A 15,973-nucleotide genomic window follows, 5' to 3' on the forward strand; every position below is an offset into this window, starting at 1 on the left:
CTCCTGCAAAACCGCCGGATCCCCCTCACACCCCGACCCCGCACTCAGTTCTGCAGGAGTTCGGACCACCCCCGCGCGCCGCCGAAGTCGTCGAGGGAGGAAGAGCGAGAGAAGAGGCAGCGGGGAAGAAGAGAGACAGAAGAAGAGAGACAGAAGAAGAGAGACAGAAGAAGAGAGACAGAAGAAGAGAGACAGAAGAAGAGAGACAGAAGAAGAGAGACAGAAGAAGAGAGACAGAAGAAGAGAGACAGAAGAAGAGAGACAGAAGAAGAGAGACAGAAGAAGAGAGACAGAAGAAGAGAGACAGAAGAAGAGAGACAGAAGAAGAGAGACAGAAGAAGAGAGACAGAGAGCGCGGCGCCTAGAGGCCCGCGGCGCCGCTGTCCTTCGCGGCCCGCCGGCGCCGGATCTCGGCCTCGAGGGCGGCGGCACGCTCCTCGCGCTCGAGGTCGGCGAGCTGCTGCTCCGTCGTGCGCGTATCGCGCGGCCGCGGCGCCGGAGCGGGCGCAGCCTCGTCCCTCGACCACCGGCGCGGGTCACCGAAGCTCATGGCCTCGCGTCCTCCGCTCCATTCGCGACCGAGCGTGAACCAGAGGATGGAGCCGACGAGCGGCAGCAGCACGATGAAGAAGATCCACGCGACCTTGGGCAGGAACCGGATCTGGTCCTCGCGGCGCGTGATGGCGTCGATGAGCGCGACCACCATGACGGCGAAGATGATCAACGCGAGGAACGGCATGCATCCAAGGTGCCGCAGTGAGCCGTCGAGCGCAACGGTCGCGGCGCCCGCATCCGGTCGCGGAGCCCGCATCCCGCACGACCGACGGATGCGGGCAGCCCCACCGACCGACGGATACGGGCAGCCCCGCCCTCAGCCGGCGACGAGCCAGACGATGACGGCCGCGACCAGCAGCACGGGCGAGATCCATGCCATCCAGCGGGTCGTCGGCAACGGCTCCCACCACACGCGCAGCAGGCTGACGAGGACGAGGAAAGAAGCCATGAACACGACCGCGAGGTGCACGCGCATGACGGTGCCCGCCACGATGAGGATCACGCCGCACACCTGCATCGCGAACAACCGCCACAGCACCACGTGCGGCGGCCGGAAACGTCGACGGGATGGTTCCGCGGTCACGGCAGCAGCCCCGACATCGCGGCATCCGGCCGTACGCAACGGCCACGGAGGTCGCAGAAGGTAGGCATGGTCACAGCGCGCCCAACGCGTCGACGAAGACCTGCGGAAGCACGACGTTCTCGGGAGCGGCCTGGAAGAGCGGCGCGACGTTCTCGACCCTGTGCCCGGCGATGCCCGTACCGATCGGCGTGACGAGGAAGGTCGTGTCGGGATGCGCGTACGCGTAATCGAGGAAGTCGACGATCTGCTCGAGCATCGTGTCGTAGCCGCTCATCGTGTCGATCGCGTAGGAGCGCCCCGTCGGCCCGACTCCCACCCCCCACTCGGCACCGAAGCTCTCGAAAGCGGCGCGCGCCGCACCTGCGCCGTGCTCCCCCGCCGCGTTGCTGCCGAACACGAACACCTCGTCGTCGGCGAGCTGCGTCACGACCTCCGGAGTCCGTCTGGATCGGAGCTCTGCACGGCGTCCCTCCTCCTTCTTCCCGCCTCGTGGTTCACGAGACGGCCCGAGCAGGAGTCCGAGCAGGTCGTTGAAAGCAGACATGCGCCCAGTATTCAGCACCCTCTGCGATGCCCGGCACAATCGTCGAGTGGCACGAATTCATCACATCGAGATCTGGGTCGCCGATCTGCAGCAGACGGTCGCGGAGTGGGCCTGGCTACTCACACGACTCGGTTCCACACGGCAGAGCGAGTGGGCGAACGGTCAGTCCTGGTCGCTCGGTGAGGCATACCTGACGCTGACCACCTCGCCCGCGCTCTCCGACCCTGAGCACGACCGCCGACGGGCAGGCGTGAACCACCTCGCCTTCGCCGTCGACACCACCGACGAGGTCGACGCCATCATGGCGGATGCGGGGGCACACGGGTGGCGGCCGCTGTACCACGACCGTTATCCGCACGCCGGCGGTCCCGATCACTACGCGGGCTGGGTGGAGAACTCGGCCGGTTTCAAGGCGGAGATCGTCGCAGCCCTCAGTCCTGCTGCTCCTTCATGATCCGGGCGTGCGAGGTCTTCCCGCGCGCGACCTCGCGATCGTCACGGCGCAGCACGCCGACGAACTCGACGAACCGAGCCGCGAACGCGCGGAACGCGGCCGACACGCTCGCTGCGCGCGGCTCGGGCGTCTCGGCCTCCGCATCCGGCATGAGGTTGAGTTCGCCGTCGGTGTCTCGGGGCGTCCGCGCGAACGCGACGCACAGCCGCGCGACGCCCTCGGCATGCCCGTGCATGACGGAATGCGCCGCGCCTCCGATCTCCCACGTCGACGCGAACGGGATCTCGCGCGCCACGCGCTCGACCCACGCGCGCGGCACCACGTCGTCGTGCTCGCCGCGGATGACGAGCGTGTGAGCACGGATGTCGGCGAACAGCTCCTCGATCGGAAACCGCATCATCTCCGGCAGCACCCGCAGAAACCATCGCGGGCCGCACAGCAGGTAGGCGCCCACCGCCAGCACCTTGATCTTGAGCGGTTCGTGCCACGTCGATCGCAGGAACCGCAGCGCGAGCCGCGGTAGCCGACGCGCTTCGGGGTCGACGACCGGGCCGATGAGCACGAGCGTCGAGATCTCCGGCCGCCGCCGCGCGACCTCGCTCACGATCTGCGTGCCCATGGAGTGCCCGACGAGCACCGGGTCCTCCAGGGCGAGCTCGTCGAGCACCGCCTCCACCGCATCCGCGTACTGCGCGATCGACATGGCGGATTCCGGATGCGGCACGCCGCCGAACCCGGGCAGGTCGAGCGCGTGCACCGCGCCGAACTCGTTCAGCTGCGGAGCCAGGCGCTCGAAGTAGGTCGCCGCGACGCCGATCCCCGCGACGAGCACGAAGGCACGCTCCCCCTCCGCCCGGATGGAGGACACGCGCGTGTAGGCCGTGCCGCATGCGACACGGTGCACGTCGATGACGGGTGCGGACGCGGCCGTCACGGTGAGGACGCGAACAACGAGCCGACGAACAACAGGAGCGCGAAGGCCGCCACGGCGTTGCCGATCATCACGAGGAAGGCGGACATCGTGAGTCCCGCGAACGCGCGACGCCAGAAGGACGCGCCGGCGGGCACGGTCGACGCGTAGGAGAAGGTACCGACCGCGATGATCACGATCTCGAACGCGGCGATCCACCATGCCTGGAGCATCGCCACCTGAGGCGCGAAGACACTCACGGCGAAGTCGCCAGTCACCGCTGCGTACACGCTCACAGCCAGCCACACGAGGTTGAGGGCGAACAGGGGCCACAGCCACGCCCAGCGCTCCCGCACGTCGAACCGCGCGTCATGCCCGTGGACGCCACCGTGCTCGGTGCGCTCACGCACCGCATCCGTCGAACGCGCCCGGCGCGAGGGCACGGCCTGCCGCCATCCGCAGTCCGGCTCGACACAGGTATAGGTGACGGCGCTCATACCGATCGAGGCTATCGGTCCGAGCGGCGGGCACGCAGGCCCTGCACGAGCAGCACGATCGTCATGACGAACGCGAACAGCGGCAGCCCCACGGCGCCGAGCGCAAGGAGCGTGCCTGTGCGATAGTCGACGTTGCCCATCCGGCCGAGGCCGATCCCGCCGCCACCGGCTGTCACGTCGCCGGCCAGCAGGAACTCGCCGTCGTAGGCGTCGATCTGCGACCGACAGGTGACGGATGCGGCAGCCCCGCCCGCATCCGCAACGCTCTGCACGGGCGAGAAGCCTTCGCCGTGGGTCATCCACCACAGCGTGTCGTCCCACCCCGGCGACGGCACCGACCAGGTGCGCAGGGGGGTCCCGTCGGTGGTCTCGGCCCGGCACTCGACGAGCCCCAGCAGCGGCGCGGCGCCCGACGCCCACACCCCCGTCACCCCCTCCGCGGGAAGCTCCACCGTCTGCCCCAGCGGCACCGGCTGCGCCGCCGCGACCGACTGCGACACCGGCACCGCCCACAGGGCCCAGATGAGTGTGCTCGCCACGACGCACACCCCCACCAGCGCCCACAGCAGCTGCGTCCTGTGCCGCATCCGCATCCGCGACTCCTGCGCCCGGAACGCTTCGTCGGCGGCGAGATCGGTCACGCGTCGAGTGTACGGATGCGGCATCGACCGCCGCATCTGATAGCGGCGACGAATCGCACACCGCGCCTCACCTAGGCTGGGCGCATGAGCGAGCAGCCCTCACCCACCGCCGCCGCCATCGGCCGGGCCGTGCGGGAGGAACGCACGCGCCGTCAGCTCTCGACGCGCGCGCTCGCGGCGGCCGCCGGGGTCTCGCAGCCGTTCCTGACGAACGTCGAGAACGGCCGGGTGATGCCGAGCATCGCCTCGCTCTACAGCCTCGCCGGCGCCCTCGGCGTCTCCGCCGCGGCGCTGCTGCCCGAGCAGCCCATCCGCCTGGAGGTCGTCCGCGCCGGCGGCGGCTCCCGCATCCCGATGCGCGACACTGACAAGCGCAGAAGCAGCGACGGCGACCGGGGCGGCAAGGAAGACGGCGAGACCTATACGCAGCTGATCGCCGGCGCGCGCGGGCGCCAGCTCGGTGCCTATCGGTTCGAGCTCGCGGCCGGTTACGAGGACGTGACCTACGCGCACGACGGCGAAGACATCGTGCACGTGCTCTCCGGCTCCCTGACCTACCGCTACGCCGACCACGACGACGTCGAGCTGCACCCTGGCGACACCCTCTGGGTCGACGCGCGCGGCGAGCACTCCTGGGTGGTGCCCGCCGCGCAGCACGGCATGACCGAGCTCCTGCTCATCACCGCCGCGGGCGCGACGCATCGCCATGGCAGCGGCTCAGACGTCGACGCCGAGCCCGCGACAACCACGCAGCGATAACTCACACGAATCGTTACATCGACGGCGAGCACCGGTCACACCCGCGAAACACGCGATTCCTAGCGTGGCCGCATGCCCACCAAACAGCTCGTCCTCGGCGCGTTCGAGGAGTTCACCCCCAACTTCATCGGCAACAGCTGGCACCACGAGCGCGGCGACACCGCCGCCTTCGCCACGCTCGAGTTCTGGACCGACATGGTCAAGAAGCTGGATGCGGCGGGCTTCGACTTCTTCTTCATGGCCGAGGCCATCGGCTACCCCATGAACGACGCCGGCGAGGTGCCGGAGGCCGTCATCCGCGAGGCCGTGCAGTTCCCCGTGCACGACCCGCTCACCATCATGTCGGCGCTGGCGGCGACGACGCCGCGCATCGGCTTCGTGGCGACCGCATCCACCACCGCGCAGCAGCCCCTGCTGAACGCACGCACCTTCACGACGCTCGACCACCTGACGGGCGGGCGCATCGGCTGGAACATCGTCACGAGTGACAACCAGCAGGCGCTCGTACGTCTGCTCGGCCGCACGCAGGTCACCCCGCACGACGAGCGCTACGCCGCAGCGACCGAGTTCGTCGACCTCGACCTCGAGCTCTGGGAGGGCGCCTGGGAGGACGACGCCGTCCGCGCCGACAAGAAGAACAAGGTCTTCGCCGACCCGAGCAAGGTGCACCGCATCCGTCGCGACGGCACGTACTTCACCTTCGACGGCTACTTCCCCGCGACCCCGTCGCCGCAGCGCACGCCCACACTGTTCCAGGCGGGCACCTCCGAGGCGGGCACGACGTTCGCCGCGCAGTACGCGGAGTGCGTGTTCACGCAGGACCGCAACGCCGCGCGCCTCGCGGCGGGCATCGCGCGCCTGCGTCAGAAGGCCGTGGATGCGGGTCGACCCGCATCCTCCATCAAGGTCGTCAACGGGGCGTCGTTCATCATCGCCGACACCGAGGAAGAGGCCGAGCGCCTGCGCGCCGAGCTCAACACGACCGCCACCCGCGAGGCCACGGCCGCGCTGTTCCTCGGGTGGTCGGGCGTGGACCTCGCCCAGCTCGACCCCGAGGCGACGCTGGATGACGTCTCGACGGAGGTCGGGCACACGATGCTCGCCATGTGGCGCAACCCCGATGGCACGAGCCCGACGATCGGCGAGATCCTCGACTCGCTGCCCGCCACGTTCGGCGGCATGAAGTTCACCGGCACCGTCGCCTCGGTCGCCGACCAGGTCGAGGCGTTCGTGGCCGAGACGGACGTCGACGGCTTCCTCGTCGAGAACTGGTACGGGGGCATCGAGGGCTACACGGAGTTCACCGACCAGCTCATGCCGGAACTGCGCCGCCGAGGCCTTCTGCCCGAGACGCCCCGCACGGGCACGCTCCGCGAGATGCTGACCGACGCCGACGGCCCGCGCCTTCCCGACTGGCACCCCGCGGCCCGCTACCGCCGCTGACCCGGCCGGGATTTCCCGCCCGCTCGCTTCGACGGATGCCGGAGCTCTCCGTGCCCCTCAGGCGGGGCGGACGATGAGCGTGTGCCGGAGCGACTCGGCGCTGACCACGGGCGGCACGTGCTCGGGGAAGTCGGCCGCGTACTTCGCCTCGTAGGCGGCGGAGACCGCATCCTGCACCGGGTCGTCGGCGGCCACGCGGGCGAACGTCACCGCGACCCGCGGGTCGTCGAGCGCCGCCACCGGATCCTGCTCGGCACGCGCACCGTCGGCCAGGGTGAACGCCGCCGGACGCCCCGACTCGGCGCGGCGGAACCACGCCGTCCTGTCCCCGTACGCGGCGCGGACGTAGGCGGCGTCACCGACGACGACGGCCCAGATCGGCGTGGCCACCGCGTTCCCGTCGCGGCGGGTCGTGACGACGGTCACCGTCGAGGTGGCAGCGAGGTGGGCGAGCAGCGCATCCGTCATGCCCCGAGCCTAGGGCGTACCCAACCCCCGTCCGACGGATCGGCACGCCCGGTCAGGGCGCGGGCGGGCGGGCGACGAGCACCTCGCCTTCTCCTGCCACCGCCACCTCGCCCTCCGCGGCCGGGACGAGGAATACGCTCCCCGCCGGCGCGGACTCCCCGGCGATCTCGAGCGCGCCGCGGGTCACCACGAGCACCGCGAAGCCCGCGGCGATACGCACCGCATCCGTCACGCGATGCCGCTCGAGCCGCACGAACGAGTCGGCCTCGGACGGGAACACCGATTCGGGACGCGCCGCGAAGGGCGCATGCTGAACGAGCCGCGTGAGTTCGGCGGGCGCCCGGCGGTTCAGGTTCACGGCGTCGAGCGCTCGGGCGAAACCGAGGCCGAGATGCCCGTCCCGGGCGCCGTCGAGCTCGAAGCCGCGCCACTCGAGCAGGATCGAGAGGTCCTCGGGCTGCTGCAGCTCCAGCAGCAGCACCCCCTCACCGATCGCATGGAGCTCGCCGGGCGGGATCCACACCACATCGCCCGACTGCACCGGCACGGTGTGCAGGAGATCGAGCAGAGCCACCGTGTCCTGATTCTCGACGAGGTCGCGCAGCTCGCTGGCCGCGACGGGACGGCGCAGCCCGACGTGCACCCAACCGCCGCGGAGGATGTACCAGCCCTCGGCCTTGCCGTGCGCGTGGCCCAGCCGTTCGGCGGCGAACGCGTCGTCGGGGTGGGCGTGCACCGGCAGCCGCTGCCCGGCATCCAGCAGTTTCACGAGCAGCTGCGGGTCGGCACCCCACCGGGCGACGTGCGCCTCGCCGAGCCAGCGCACGGGATCGGCGGCGATCTCCTCGCGCAGCAGCGCGCCGCCGGGCAGCCGGCTCAGCCCGACCTCGCGTTCGCCGAACACGGTCGTGCACGAGGCGACCCAGTCCTCCGGCTCGTGACTTGCCGCGGGCGCCTCGCGACGGAAGTCGGTGATCTGCCGCCCGCCGCGGTAGAAGCGCCGAGCGGGCCGGTTCGACGGCAGCCGCACGATCATGCTCATGCCAGGAACCCGCCGACGTTCATGCCAGGAACCCGCCGACGAACGTGTCGCCGAGGCCGATCGTGGTGGGGTGGGCGACGTCGACGCGGTACGCGGCGACGCCCACCGCACCGGGGACGAGGCGCTGCACCTCGGCCACCACCCGTTCGCCGTCCGGATGCCGGTCGAACCCGGCCGTGGCCGCCATATCCTCCGCGGTGGCCGCGTCGCCGAGGCGGTAGCGGGTGGCCGCGAGCCGCACGGCGTTCTCGAGCGCGCCGCGGTGTCGGCCGGCCTCCGGCCCCGTCGCGATCGCCCAGTACCGCGTGTGCACGACGAGCGCGGGGGCGCCGATCAACCCCTGGGCCGCGGCGAGCGCGGCGGCCACATCCGCGGCATCGGTCAGCGACACCGGGCGTCCGACGTACTCCTGCAGTTCGTCCTCGTTCATGCCGTGCACGTCGATGACGTCGCCGAGGCGCGCACGGACGATGTCCGAGAATTCCCTGCGGTAGAAGCCCGCATCCTCGTAGTAGACGAGCGCATCGGCGGGCAGGCGCGTCATCGCCGCCCGCAGGTCGTCGAGCCGTGAGGACAGAAGCGCCTCGTCCTGCATGGTGTTGAACCCGGAGACCAGGAAGGCGCCGGCGTCGGCGAGCGCGTCGGCGAGCTCGGGCGCCAGCGCCATCTCGCGGTTGGGCGCGTCGTTCGCGAAGATGATCCGGTTCGGCGCCGGCGCGATCACCTCGCCGTCGACGAGGGCGACACGCGCGCCCGTGGGGTACTGCACGATGAGGTGCGGGTCGAGGGTGTCGCGGGTCGCCGAGCAGATGTAGGCGAGCTCGGGCGGCAGCAGACGCCGCACGTTGTCGTCGATGCTCACGAGGTGCTGCACGCTGGGGATGCCCAGCCGGGCGAGCGCGAGCCCCGCCCGCACGCCCGTGCCGCCCAGCGTAACGCGCGTCTCGAAGCGTTCGGCGAAGCGCGTCACGATGTCGGATGCGGCCACGAACCGCTCCCCGCCGCCGCCGGCGGCAAGGAAGCCGAGCACCGTCACGACGAGCGCGCGCTCGTCGTCGATCGGCGCCGCGGTGGTCAGCTCGCCCCGGCGCACGCCGTACGCGCGCGCCAGCTGCTCGAGCACGGCCGCATCCCATCGAACTTCGTAGTCGACGGTGCCGCCGAGCCCCAGGACGAGCTTTCCCACCACGGCGCCTCCTCGTGAATCCCGTGACCTGCCGGTCAGTACAGCGCGGCCTTGCCGGCCGCTCCGAACAGGTCGATCTTCTCTGCCGCGGTGACCTTCAGCGCCGCGATCGCGCCCGGCTGGATGGCGTTCGGCTCACGCAGCCGCTCGTCGGTACCGAGGATCTCGCGCATCTTGTTGTGGTACGAGACCTTGATGTCGCTGGAGATGTTGATCTTGTTCACGCCGAGCTCCACCGCGCGACGCAGCTCGGAGTCGGGGTTCGCCGATCCGCCGTGCAGCACGAGCGGGATGCCGACGGCCGCCTTGATCTCCTCGAGCAGATCGTGGCGCAGTTCGGGGTTCTTATCGGCCGGATACAGACCGTGCGAGGTGCCGATCGCGATCGCGAGGCTGTCGACGCCCGTCTCCTCGACGAAGCGCACCGCGTCCGCCACGTTCGTGTAGATGATCTCCGCCGCGCCCGACTCGCCGTAGCTGTCGTTCGCGCCGATCGTGCCGAGCTCGCCCTCCACCTGGATGCCGACGGCGTGAGCGGCGTCGACGACCTTGCGCGTCAGCGCCACGTTCTCCTCGAACGGCAGGAGCGAGGCGTCGATCATGACCGAGGTGAACCCGGACTGGATGGCGACGATCATCTGCTCGTAGCTGCCGCCGTGATCCCAATGGATCGCGACGGGAACCGACGAGCGGTGGGCGCGGGCGTGCATGGCGGCGATCAGGTCGGTGGTGATGTGCGAGACCTCATCCGGGTGGATCGCGATGATCACCGGGGCCTGCTTCTCCTCGCTGATGTCCATGACGCCGTTGAACATCGCCCAGTCGCTGATGTTGAACGCGGGGATGGCGAAGTTGTGCTCGTTGGCGACGTCGAGGATGGACTTACCGGTGTACAGCACGATGGATTCTCCTTGAGTGGGATGGGTGACGGGACGTCGGGACAAACGGGAAGGGCGCGGGTCAGCTCTTGACCGAGCCGGCGGTCAGGCCGCTGATGAAGAACCGCTGCAGCACGAGGAAGAGGATCAGCACGGGGATCGAGCCGAGGATGCTCATCGCCATGATCTGGTTCCACTCGTAGGAGTGCTGGCCCATGAGCAACTGGATGCCGATCGGCACCGTGCGCATGTCGGTGGTGCGGGTCAGGGTCAGCGCGAACAGGTACTCGTTCCACGCGATCATGAACGTGTAGATGCCGACCGAGACGATGCCCGGCACCGAGATCGGCACCAGCACCCGCCAGAGCGCGGTGAACGAGCCCGCCCCGTCGACGCGCACGGCCTCGTCGAGCTCGCGCGGCAGGGTGTTGAAGTACCCGGTCATCATGATGATCGCGTAGGGCAGCGTGAACACCATGTAGGTGAAGATGAGGCCCGGGTAGGTGTTGTAGAGGCCCAGGGCGACCATCAGACCGAAGTACGGGATCAGCAGCGTGATCGGCGGCACCGCCTGGACGCTGACGATCACGACGTTCAGCACCCGCTTGCCGCGGAAGTCGAAGCGGCTGAACGCGTACGCCGCCTGGATCGCGACCAGCAGCGTCAGGATCGTGACGGCTCCGGCGACGATGTAGCTGTTCAGGAAGAACCGCATCGTCTCGGCGTTCGTGAAGATCTTCACGTACGCGTCGAACGAGAACGCATCCGTCACCAGCCGCGGCGGGCTCTCGAAGATCTGGGTGTTGGGCTTGAACGAGCTCGAGAGCATCCACAGCACGGGACCGGCGGCGAAGACGGCGCCCGCCACGAGGCCCACGAGCAGCAGCGTGCGCGCGAGACGGGTGCGCGAAGCAGTGGTCATCGACATGTCAGTCCCTCGCCTTCTGGTGGCGCACGTAGAACACGGCCAGCACCATCGACATGAGCAGCACGAGGACGGCGGATGTGGCCGCCAGCGAGAAGTCGTACTTGGCGAAGGCGAGCTTGTAGGTGAACGTGCTGAGCATCTCGGTCACATCGATCGGACCGCCGCCGGTGGTCATCCAGATGAGCGCGAACTGCTGCGAGGTCCAGATCAGATCCAGCAGCACCAGGCTGATGATGATCGGACGCAGCTGCGGCACCGTGACGTTCCAGAAGCGCTGCCAGGCGGTCGCGCCGTCGACGGTGGCCGCCTCGTAGAGATCCTGCGGGATGCCCTGCAGCCCCGCCAGGAGGCTGACCATGAAGAACGGGTAGCCCGCCCAGATGTTGATGAAGGTGACGGTGCCCAGCGCCAGTTGCGGCGAGGCGAGCCACTCGATGTTCGTGTTGAGCAGGAAGTTGATGACGCCGTTGGGGGCGAGCAGCATCCGCCACAGCACCGCGATGACGGCGGCGGTGAACAGCCACGGCAGAACGTAGAGGGCGCGGAAGATCGTGCGGGTGACGCCGCCGAGCAGGCGGCTGTTGAGCATCATCGCGAAGCCGAGACCGAGCACGAGGTGGGCGGCGACGCTGACGACGCTGAAGAAGATCGTGTTGCCCGTCGCCTTCCAGAAGCCCGGGTCGCCGAGGACCGTCAGATAGTTCTGGATGCCGACGAACTCCGGCGGGGGTCCGAGGATCGCGCTGTCCTGCAACGAGTAGCCGACGACCATGACGATCGGCACGACCATCAGGATGAACAGCAGGATGAGGGTGGGGGCGAGGAAGCCGTACGACTCCGTCGTGCGCCGCAACTGGCGACGCTTCTTGCCGGGCGGACGGCCGGTGACGAGTGTCTCCGTGTCCGGCGCGGTCAGCGTTCTGAGTGTCATGCTCGGTCAACTCCTGACGTATCCGGGTGCCGCACCGCGCGGTGCGGCACCCGGTGGCGGAAAGGGATCAGAACTCCGCCGTCCAGCTCTCCTGCGCCTTCTTCAGCGCGTCGGGGATGGACTGCTGTCCGTCGAGGGCGGACTGCAGCTGCTCGCCGAGCTGACGCATGAGGTCCTCGGCCACGGGGAGGCCGGTGAACTCGTTGGCCGGGTAGCCCGCCTTGTAGATCTCGAACGCGGTCTTGAACAGCTCGTCGTCGTTCACGAAGTCGGGCTCCGAGCCGGTGTTGCCGGGGAAGGCCTTGGCCATCGTCGACAGCTTCGAGTTGGTGTCCTTGCTCATCAGGAACGCCACGAGCTTGGCCGCCGCATCCTTGTGCTGCGAGTTCTCGGCCACGCCGATGCCCCACGAGGCGTAGGGGATGCCGCGCTCACCCGTGAAACCGTCCTTGGCGGGGATCGCCGAGATCGAGAAGGTCAGGTCGGGGTTGTTCTCGCGGATGAGGTTGATGTGCGCGAGCGAGTCGATCATCATGCCGACCCGGCCGTTGGTGAACTCCTCGACTTTGTCCTGCTCCTTCATGGTGAAGCTGCCGGGGGCGATCACGCCCTCGTCCCACAGGTCGCCGATGTACTCGACGGCGCTCGTGACGTCGTCGTTGGTGAGGTCGGGCTGGCCGCCGTCGAGCATCGTGCCGCCCGAGGCCCAGACCCATGACATGACGTCGTTCTGTACGCCGTTCGGTGCCTCGAGCGAGAGCGGCAGCACCCAGCCGTGCACGTCGCCGCCGAGAGCGGTGATCTTCTTGGCCGCATCCTCGAACTCGGTGCGGGTGGAGGGCGGTGCGCTGACACCCGCCTGCGAGAGCAGGGCGTCGTTCGTGAACATCGGGTAGACGAAGTTGACGACGGGGATCATGTAGGTCTTGTCGTCGACCTTGATCTGGGCGGCCAGCTCGCTCTCGTCGAAGCCGGCGTCCTTCAGCAGCGGACCCAGATCGGTGATGACGCCCTTGGATGCGAAATCGTTGACCCACGCCCCGTCGAGACCGACGACGTCGGGCATCGTGCCGGATGCCGCGCCGGCGAAGAGCTGTTCCTTCGTCGATGCGTACGGGCCGCTCACGAGGTCGACCTTGATGCCGGGGTTGGCCTGTTCGAACTCGTCCATGAGGGCGCGGAACTCGCCGTCGGGGAGTTCCGGCTCCCACCACTGCGCGAATTCGATCGTGACGTCGCCGCCGCTGTCGCCCGAACCACTGCCGCCCGACGAGCAGCCCGTCAGAGCCAGAAGCGTGGTCGTCGCTGTCGCGACACCCATGAGCATGATTGCGGTACGGCGTCCTCGCCGGAATGCGGACATGTCTCTCCTCTTCGAGATGGTGCGGCATTCCGCTCATTTCTGCAGCTTCATGCCTGTTTAAGCAAGATTATGCAGCGCTCCCTGCATCCCGTCAAGACACGGATTGGTCACGAGAGCCCCTGAATCACGGGACTTCTCCGCCCCGCACGGCTGGACTCTCGGTCCAGAAGTTTGCGGCTGCTTGCGGTTGACTCCGCTGTTTTGTGCTGTCCTGTGCTAGATATGAGGCCATGGACGCGCAGCGCAAAAGCACCTCCCGCCGACTGCCCGCCGGACGCAAGGCGGATCTCGCCGCTTACGTGGAGGAGGTCGGGCAGGTCACCGTCGCCGACCTCTCCGCGCACTTCGGCGTCTCGATCGACACCATCCGCCGCGACCTGGACGAGCTCGATCGCCAGGGCGCGCTCGTGCGCACGCACGGCGGCGCAATGAGTGCGTCGGAGGGGCCGGGCCGCGATCGCGGGTTGGATGTGCGCCTGCGGATGCAGGTGCCGGAGAAGGAGAAGATCGGCAAGCTCGCCGCCGAGCTCGTCGACGACGGCGCGGTGCTCATGATCAACGGCGGCACGACGGTTCTCGCCCTCGTCCGGGCGCTGCGCAACCACCGTGACCTCACGATCGCCACGAACAACCTCCGGATCCCCGCGGAGATCCCGCCGAGCGTGTTCCGCGACCTCTACGTCTTCGGCGGGGCCGTGCGCACCATCACTCAGGCGACGACCGGCCCGGTGAGCCTCGCGATGACCTCGGCAGGACCGGACGTGGACATCCGCGCGGACATCGCCTTCGTCGCGGTGGGCGCCGTGGACGCATCCGGATACTCCGCATCCAACCTCGGCGATTCGACGATGATGGCCGAGATGATCCAGCGCGCCGACCGCACGGCGATCCTCGCCGACTCCACCAAGCTCGGGCGCCGCCTGTTCGCACAGGTGACGGCCCTCGAGGGCGCCGATTACCTCATCACCGACGCTCCCCCGCCCGACGACCTCGCCGCGGCCCTCGCCGCCGCCGGCGTCACGGTCATCTGCGACTGAGGAACACGCGAGCGTTCATCCCCCGACCTGCTGCCGGCGGATGCGACCAGCGACGGCCCTAGGCAGCGCGCCAGCGCAACCGTGAATCCTCAGCGGTGGTCGTGCACACCATCGGCACGCCGTTCTTGCTCACACCCGTCGCGCCGGCGGACGAGCAGAAGGCGCCGGGATGCACGGTGGCCGGCGCGGCAGGTTCAGGAGCAGGCTGCGCCGGGGCGGGAGCCGGTGGCGCCTCGGGCTGAGGAGCGGCGGGCGCGGGCTGCGCCGGGGCCGGCGCGGGAGCGGGCTGCGCCGGCGCGGGTGCGGGCTGCGCCGGTTCGGCGGGCGCCTCGGTCGGCGTCGGCGTCGGCGTCGGCGTTGGTGTCGGGGTGACGACCCGCGAAGGCGTGGGGCGCGGCGTGGTCTGCGAACCGTCGTGAGAGGTGGGACTCGACGTCGCGACGGGAGTCACCGACACCTCGCGCGGATTCATGGCGCCGTATGCGGCCGCACCGACCAGGAGCACCACGAACCCGCCCGCGGCAACGGCCGCTCCCGCACGCCGCATCGCCGGCAGCCCGGCCCAGCTCGGTCGCCGGGTGACCACCACATAGACACCGGTGACAAGGGCGATGAGCCCCGCCATGATCAGCAGTCCCCCGATCCCCGTACTGAACAGGCTGACGATGAGCAGCAGCGCGCACAGCGCCCCGCCGAAGACCGTCCAGAGACCGAATCGCTTGCGCGCGCCGACGCGTGACATGTTCCCCCCAGGGTTCGACGCGGCCCCCACAGCCGCCGTCTCCAGATTATCCGGATCGTCGGCGGCCAGATCCCGATCGTCCGGTCGGAGAAAACGCCCCGCCTCGGAGGTTTCGGCCCGAATCCTCCGAGATTCGCGCGATTCTCCGAACCACGGATGCGGGAGGCGCCCGGGCAGGGAGCTTCCGGGGCGCGCAAGGGGTCATCGGGACCCCCGAACGGACTTATGCTGAGCGCGATGTCCACAGCTCTCGTTCCCCCCGTCGAGGTCGTGATCCCCTGGCGGGACGCGCCGACCCGCCGCGCTCCGTTCGCGCTCGTCCGCCGCTGGTACGAGACCCATCTGCCCGAGGCGTCGGTGCGCACGATCGACACCGACGACGACGTCTTCGTCCTCGCCGCCTGCCGCAACCTCGCAATGCGCACCGCGCATCCGGATGCGGTCGTCGTGATCGGCGACGCCGACACCCTCCCCGAGGCGGAGCCGCTGCGCGCCGCGATCGCCGCCGCCCGCACGAGCGGACGCGTGCACCTGCCGTACGACGAGTACCGCTGGCTCGGCGCGAGCGGCTCGGCCGAGTACACGGCCGGCACACCACTCGTCGACTGTACGGTCGAGCAGTACGTCGAGGGTGCGTGCTCCGGCGTCTACGTCGCGACACCGCAGACGTGGTTCGCGCACGGCGGCCAGGACGAGGCGTTCCGCGGATGGGGCTTCGAGGACGCCGCCTGGTACCTCACCCACCAGGCCGTGCTCGGCGAACCGCCGCGCCGCCATGCGGGACGCGTGTACGCGCTGCACCACGCGGCCGAGCAGCGTGTCGGCGCCGGTTACGAGGCCAACGAGGCCCGCATGGGTCTCTACCGGGCCGCGGCCTCTGACCCCGGCGCCATCGCGCGTCTCGTCGGCATCTCCTGACCTGCACAGAGCCACCTCGCCGAGCGAGCATTCTTTCGCCGAGCGAGCACTCGATCGGATGCTCACTGGGCGATCGGATGCTCGCTCGCGCCAC

The 15,973-nt window shown here is 69.3% G+C and carries 19 protein-coding genes; 5 read left to right on the forward strand and 14 right to left on the reverse strand.

Features of this window, described 5'->3' with window-relative positions; translation table 11 throughout:
- Positions 1–361 precede the first annotated feature (361 nt).
- The 3 genes from LXM64_RS13255 to LXM64_RS13265 all read right to left on the reverse strand — a co-directional run bounded on the left by LXM64_RS13255 (position 362) and on the right by LXM64_RS13265 (position 1,682).
- Positions 362–739 carry a PLD nuclease N-terminal domain-containing protein gene (locus tag LXM64_RS13255; RefSeq protein WP_234073606.1) on the reverse strand — a complete coding sequence of 126 codons (378 nt, stop codon included), beginning with the start codon at positions 737–739 and terminating at the stop codon, positions 362–364.
- Positions 740–871: 132 nt separating this feature from the next.
- Positions 872–1,138 (reverse strand): hypothetical protein, encoded by a 267-nt coding sequence (locus tag LXM64_RS13260; protein WP_234073607.1) that lies wholly within the window; start codon positions 1,136–1,138, stop codon positions 872–874.
- Positions 1,139–1,208: 70 nt separating this feature from the next.
- Entirely contained in the window at positions 1,209–1,682 is a 474-nt protein-coding gene (locus LXM64_RS13265; RefSeq protein WP_234073608.1) for a hypothetical protein, read from the reverse strand.
- A 46-nt stretch (positions 1,683–1,728) separates the two neighbouring features.
- On the opposite strand from LXM64_RS13265, the gene LXM64_RS13270 reads away from it, so the two are divergent.
- On the forward strand, positions 1,729–2,136 hold the full coding sequence (locus LXM64_RS13270; protein WP_234073609.1) for a VOC family protein: 408 nt from the start codon (positions 1,729–1,731) through the stop codon (positions 2,134–2,136).
- On the opposite strand, the gene LXM64_RS13275 is transcribed toward LXM64_RS13270, so the two are convergent.
- Genes LXM64_RS13275 through LXM64_RS13285 form a run of 3 tightly spaced genes read right to left on the reverse strand, consistent with a single transcriptional unit; the run spans position 2,114 to position 4,184 of the window.
- Positions 2,114–3,070 carry an alpha/beta fold hydrolase gene (locus LXM64_RS13275; protein WP_234073610.1) on the reverse strand — a complete coding sequence of 319 codons (957 nt, stop codon included), beginning with the start codon at positions 3,068–3,070 and terminating at the stop codon, positions 2,114–2,116. The genes LXM64_RS13270 and LXM64_RS13275 overlap by 23 nt on opposite strands.
- Positions 3,067–3,543 carry a hypothetical protein gene (locus tag LXM64_RS13280; protein WP_234073611.1) on the reverse strand — a complete coding sequence of 159 codons (477 nt, stop codon included), beginning with the start codon at positions 3,541–3,543 and terminating at the stop codon, positions 3,067–3,069. The genes LXM64_RS13275 and LXM64_RS13280 overlap by 4 nt, the downstream gene beginning before the upstream one ends.
- A gap of 11 nt (positions 3,544–3,554) precedes the next feature.
- A complete protein-coding gene (locus LXM64_RS13285; protein WP_234073612.1) occupies positions 3,555–4,184 on the reverse strand; it encodes a hypothetical protein in 630 nt (209 codons plus the stop codon).
- 84 nt (positions 4,185–4,268) lie between these two features.
- Here LXM64_RS13285 and LXM64_RS13290 point away from each other — a divergent pair, with 84 nt between their 5' ends.
- Positions 4,269–4,943 carry a helix-turn-helix domain-containing protein gene (locus LXM64_RS13290; RefSeq protein WP_234073613.1) on the forward strand — a complete coding sequence of 225 codons (675 nt, stop codon included), beginning with the start codon at positions 4,269–4,271 and terminating at the stop codon, positions 4,941–4,943.
- Positions 4,944–5,015: 72 nt separating this feature from the next.
- On the forward strand, positions 5,016–6,386 hold the full coding sequence (locus LXM64_RS13295) for an NtaA/DmoA family FMN-dependent monooxygenase (protein WP_234073614.1): 1,371 nt from the start codon (positions 5,016–5,018) through the stop codon (positions 6,384–6,386).
- Positions 6,387–6,443: 57 nt separating this feature from the next.
- Here the strand turns inward: LXM64_RS13295 and LXM64_RS13300 are convergent, their stop codons facing one another.
- From LXM64_RS13300 to LXM64_RS13330, 7 genes are all read right to left on the reverse strand, one after another.
- The gene (locus tag LXM64_RS13300; RefSeq protein ID WP_234073615.1) at positions 6,444–6,854 is read right to left on the reverse strand and encodes a DUF2255 family protein; all 411 of its coding nucleotides are present in this window, start codon (positions 6,852–6,854) and stop codon (positions 6,444–6,446) included.
- A 52-nt stretch (positions 6,855–6,906) separates the two neighbouring features.
- Entirely contained in the window at positions 6,907–7,896 is a 990-nt protein-coding gene (locus LXM64_RS13305) for a class I mannose-6-phosphate isomerase (RefSeq protein ID WP_234073616.1), read from the reverse strand.
- Between the two features lie 19 nt (positions 7,897–7,915).
- Positions 7,916–9,082 (reverse strand): ADP-dependent glucokinase/phosphofructokinase, encoded by a 1,167-nt coding sequence (locus LXM64_RS13310; protein WP_234073617.1) that lies wholly within the window; start codon positions 9,080–9,082, stop codon positions 7,916–7,918.
- Between the two features lie 35 nt (positions 9,083–9,117).
- Entirely contained in the window at positions 9,118–9,981 is an 864-nt protein-coding gene (locus LXM64_RS13315) for a ketose-bisphosphate aldolase (protein ID WP_234073618.1), read from the reverse strand.
- A 61-nt stretch (positions 9,982–10,042) separates the two neighbouring features.
- A complete protein-coding gene (locus LXM64_RS13320; RefSeq protein ID WP_137418964.1) occupies positions 10,043–10,888 on the reverse strand; it encodes a carbohydrate ABC transporter permease in 846 nt (281 codons plus the stop codon).
- 1 nt (position 10,889) lies between these two features.
- Positions 10,890–11,819, reverse strand: a complete 930-nt coding sequence (locus tag LXM64_RS13325; protein WP_234073619.1) for a carbohydrate ABC transporter permease — start codon at positions 11,817–11,819, stop codon at positions 10,890–10,892.
- Between the two features lie 67 nt (positions 11,820–11,886).
- On the reverse strand, positions 11,887–13,182 hold the full coding sequence (locus LXM64_RS13330; protein WP_137418962.1) for an ABC transporter substrate-binding protein: 1,296 nt from the start codon (positions 13,180–13,182) through the stop codon (positions 11,887–11,889).
- Between the two features lie 230 nt (positions 13,183–13,412).
- On the opposite strand from LXM64_RS13330, the gene LXM64_RS13335 reads away from it, so the two are divergent.
- Positions 13,413–14,219: a DeoR/GlpR family DNA-binding transcription regulator gene (locus LXM64_RS13335; RefSeq protein ID WP_234073620.1), complete on the forward strand. Its 807-nt coding sequence runs from the start codon at positions 13,413–13,415 to the stop codon at positions 14,217–14,219.
- 58 nt (positions 14,220–14,277) lie between these two features.
- On the opposite strand, the gene LXM64_RS13340 is transcribed toward LXM64_RS13335, so the two are convergent.
- Positions 14,278–14,961: a hypothetical protein gene (locus LXM64_RS13340; RefSeq protein ID WP_234073621.1), complete on the reverse strand. Its 684-nt coding sequence runs from the start codon at positions 14,959–14,961 to the stop codon at positions 14,278–14,280.
- Between the two features lie 237 nt (positions 14,962–15,198).
- On the opposite strand from LXM64_RS13340, the gene LXM64_RS13345 reads away from it, so the two are divergent.
- Entirely contained in the window at positions 15,199–15,879 is a 681-nt protein-coding gene (locus tag LXM64_RS13345) for a hypothetical protein (RefSeq protein ID WP_137418960.1), read from the forward strand.
- The last annotated feature ends 94 nt before the right edge of the window (positions 15,880–15,973 follow it).

The sequence above is a fragment of the Microbacterium binotii genome (genome assembly GCF_021398715.1).
GTDB classification, from domain to species: Bacteria; Actinomycetota; Actinomycetes; order Actinomycetales; family Microbacteriaceae; genus Microbacterium; species Microbacterium binotii_A.

Bases quoted from the DNA above. Each gene is read 5' to 3' on its own strand.
- LXM64_RS13255 (WP_234073606.1), bottom strand. From the start codon at position 739: ATGCCGTTCCTCGCGTTGATCATCTTCGCCGTCATGGTGGTCGCGCTC.
- LXM64_RS13265 (WP_234073608.1), bottom strand. From the start codon at position 1,682: ATGTCTGCTTTCAACGACCTGCTCGGACTCCTGCTCGGGCCGTCTCGT.
- LXM64_RS13280 (WP_234073611.1), bottom strand. From the start codon at position 3,543: ATGAGCGCCGTCACCTATACCTGTGTCGAGCCGGACTGCGGATGGCGG.
- LXM64_RS13290 (WP_234073613.1), top strand. From the start codon at position 4,269: ATGAGCGAGCAGCCCTCACCCACCGCCGCCGCCATCGGCCGGGCCGTG.
- LXM64_RS13295 (WP_234073614.1), top strand. From the start codon at position 5,016: ATGCCCACCAAACAGCTCGTCCTCGGCGCGTTCGAGGAGTTCACCCCC.
- LXM64_RS13300 (WP_234073615.1), bottom strand. From the start codon at position 6,854: ATGACGGATGCGCTGCTCGCCCACCTCGCTGCCACCTCGACGGTGACC.
- LXM64_RS13305 (WP_234073616.1), bottom strand. From the start codon at position 7,896: ATGAGCATGATCGTGCGGCTGCCGTCGAACCGGCCCGCTCGGCGCTTC.
- LXM64_RS13320 (WP_137418964.1), bottom strand. From the start codon at position 10,888: ATGTCGATGACCACTGCTTCGCGCACCCGTCTCGCGCGCACGCTGCTG.
- LXM64_RS13325 (WP_234073619.1), bottom strand. From the start codon at position 11,819: ATGACACTCAGAACGCTGACCGCGCCGGACACGGAGACACTCGTCACC.
- LXM64_RS13330 (WP_137418962.1), bottom strand. From the start codon at position 13,182: ATGTCCGCATTCCGGCGAGGACGCCGTACCGCAATCATGCTCATGGGT.
- LXM64_RS13335 (WP_234073620.1), top strand. From the start codon at position 13,413: ATGGACGCGCAGCGCAAAAGCACCTCCCGCCGACTGCCCGCCGGACGC.
- LXM64_RS13340 (WP_234073621.1), bottom strand. From the start codon at position 14,961: ATGTCACGCGTCGGCGCGCGCAAGCGATTCGGTCTCTGGACGGTCTTC.
- LXM64_RS13345 (WP_137418960.1), top strand. From the start codon at position 15,199: ATGTCCACAGCTCTCGTTCCCCCCGTCGAGGTCGTGATCCCCTGGCGG.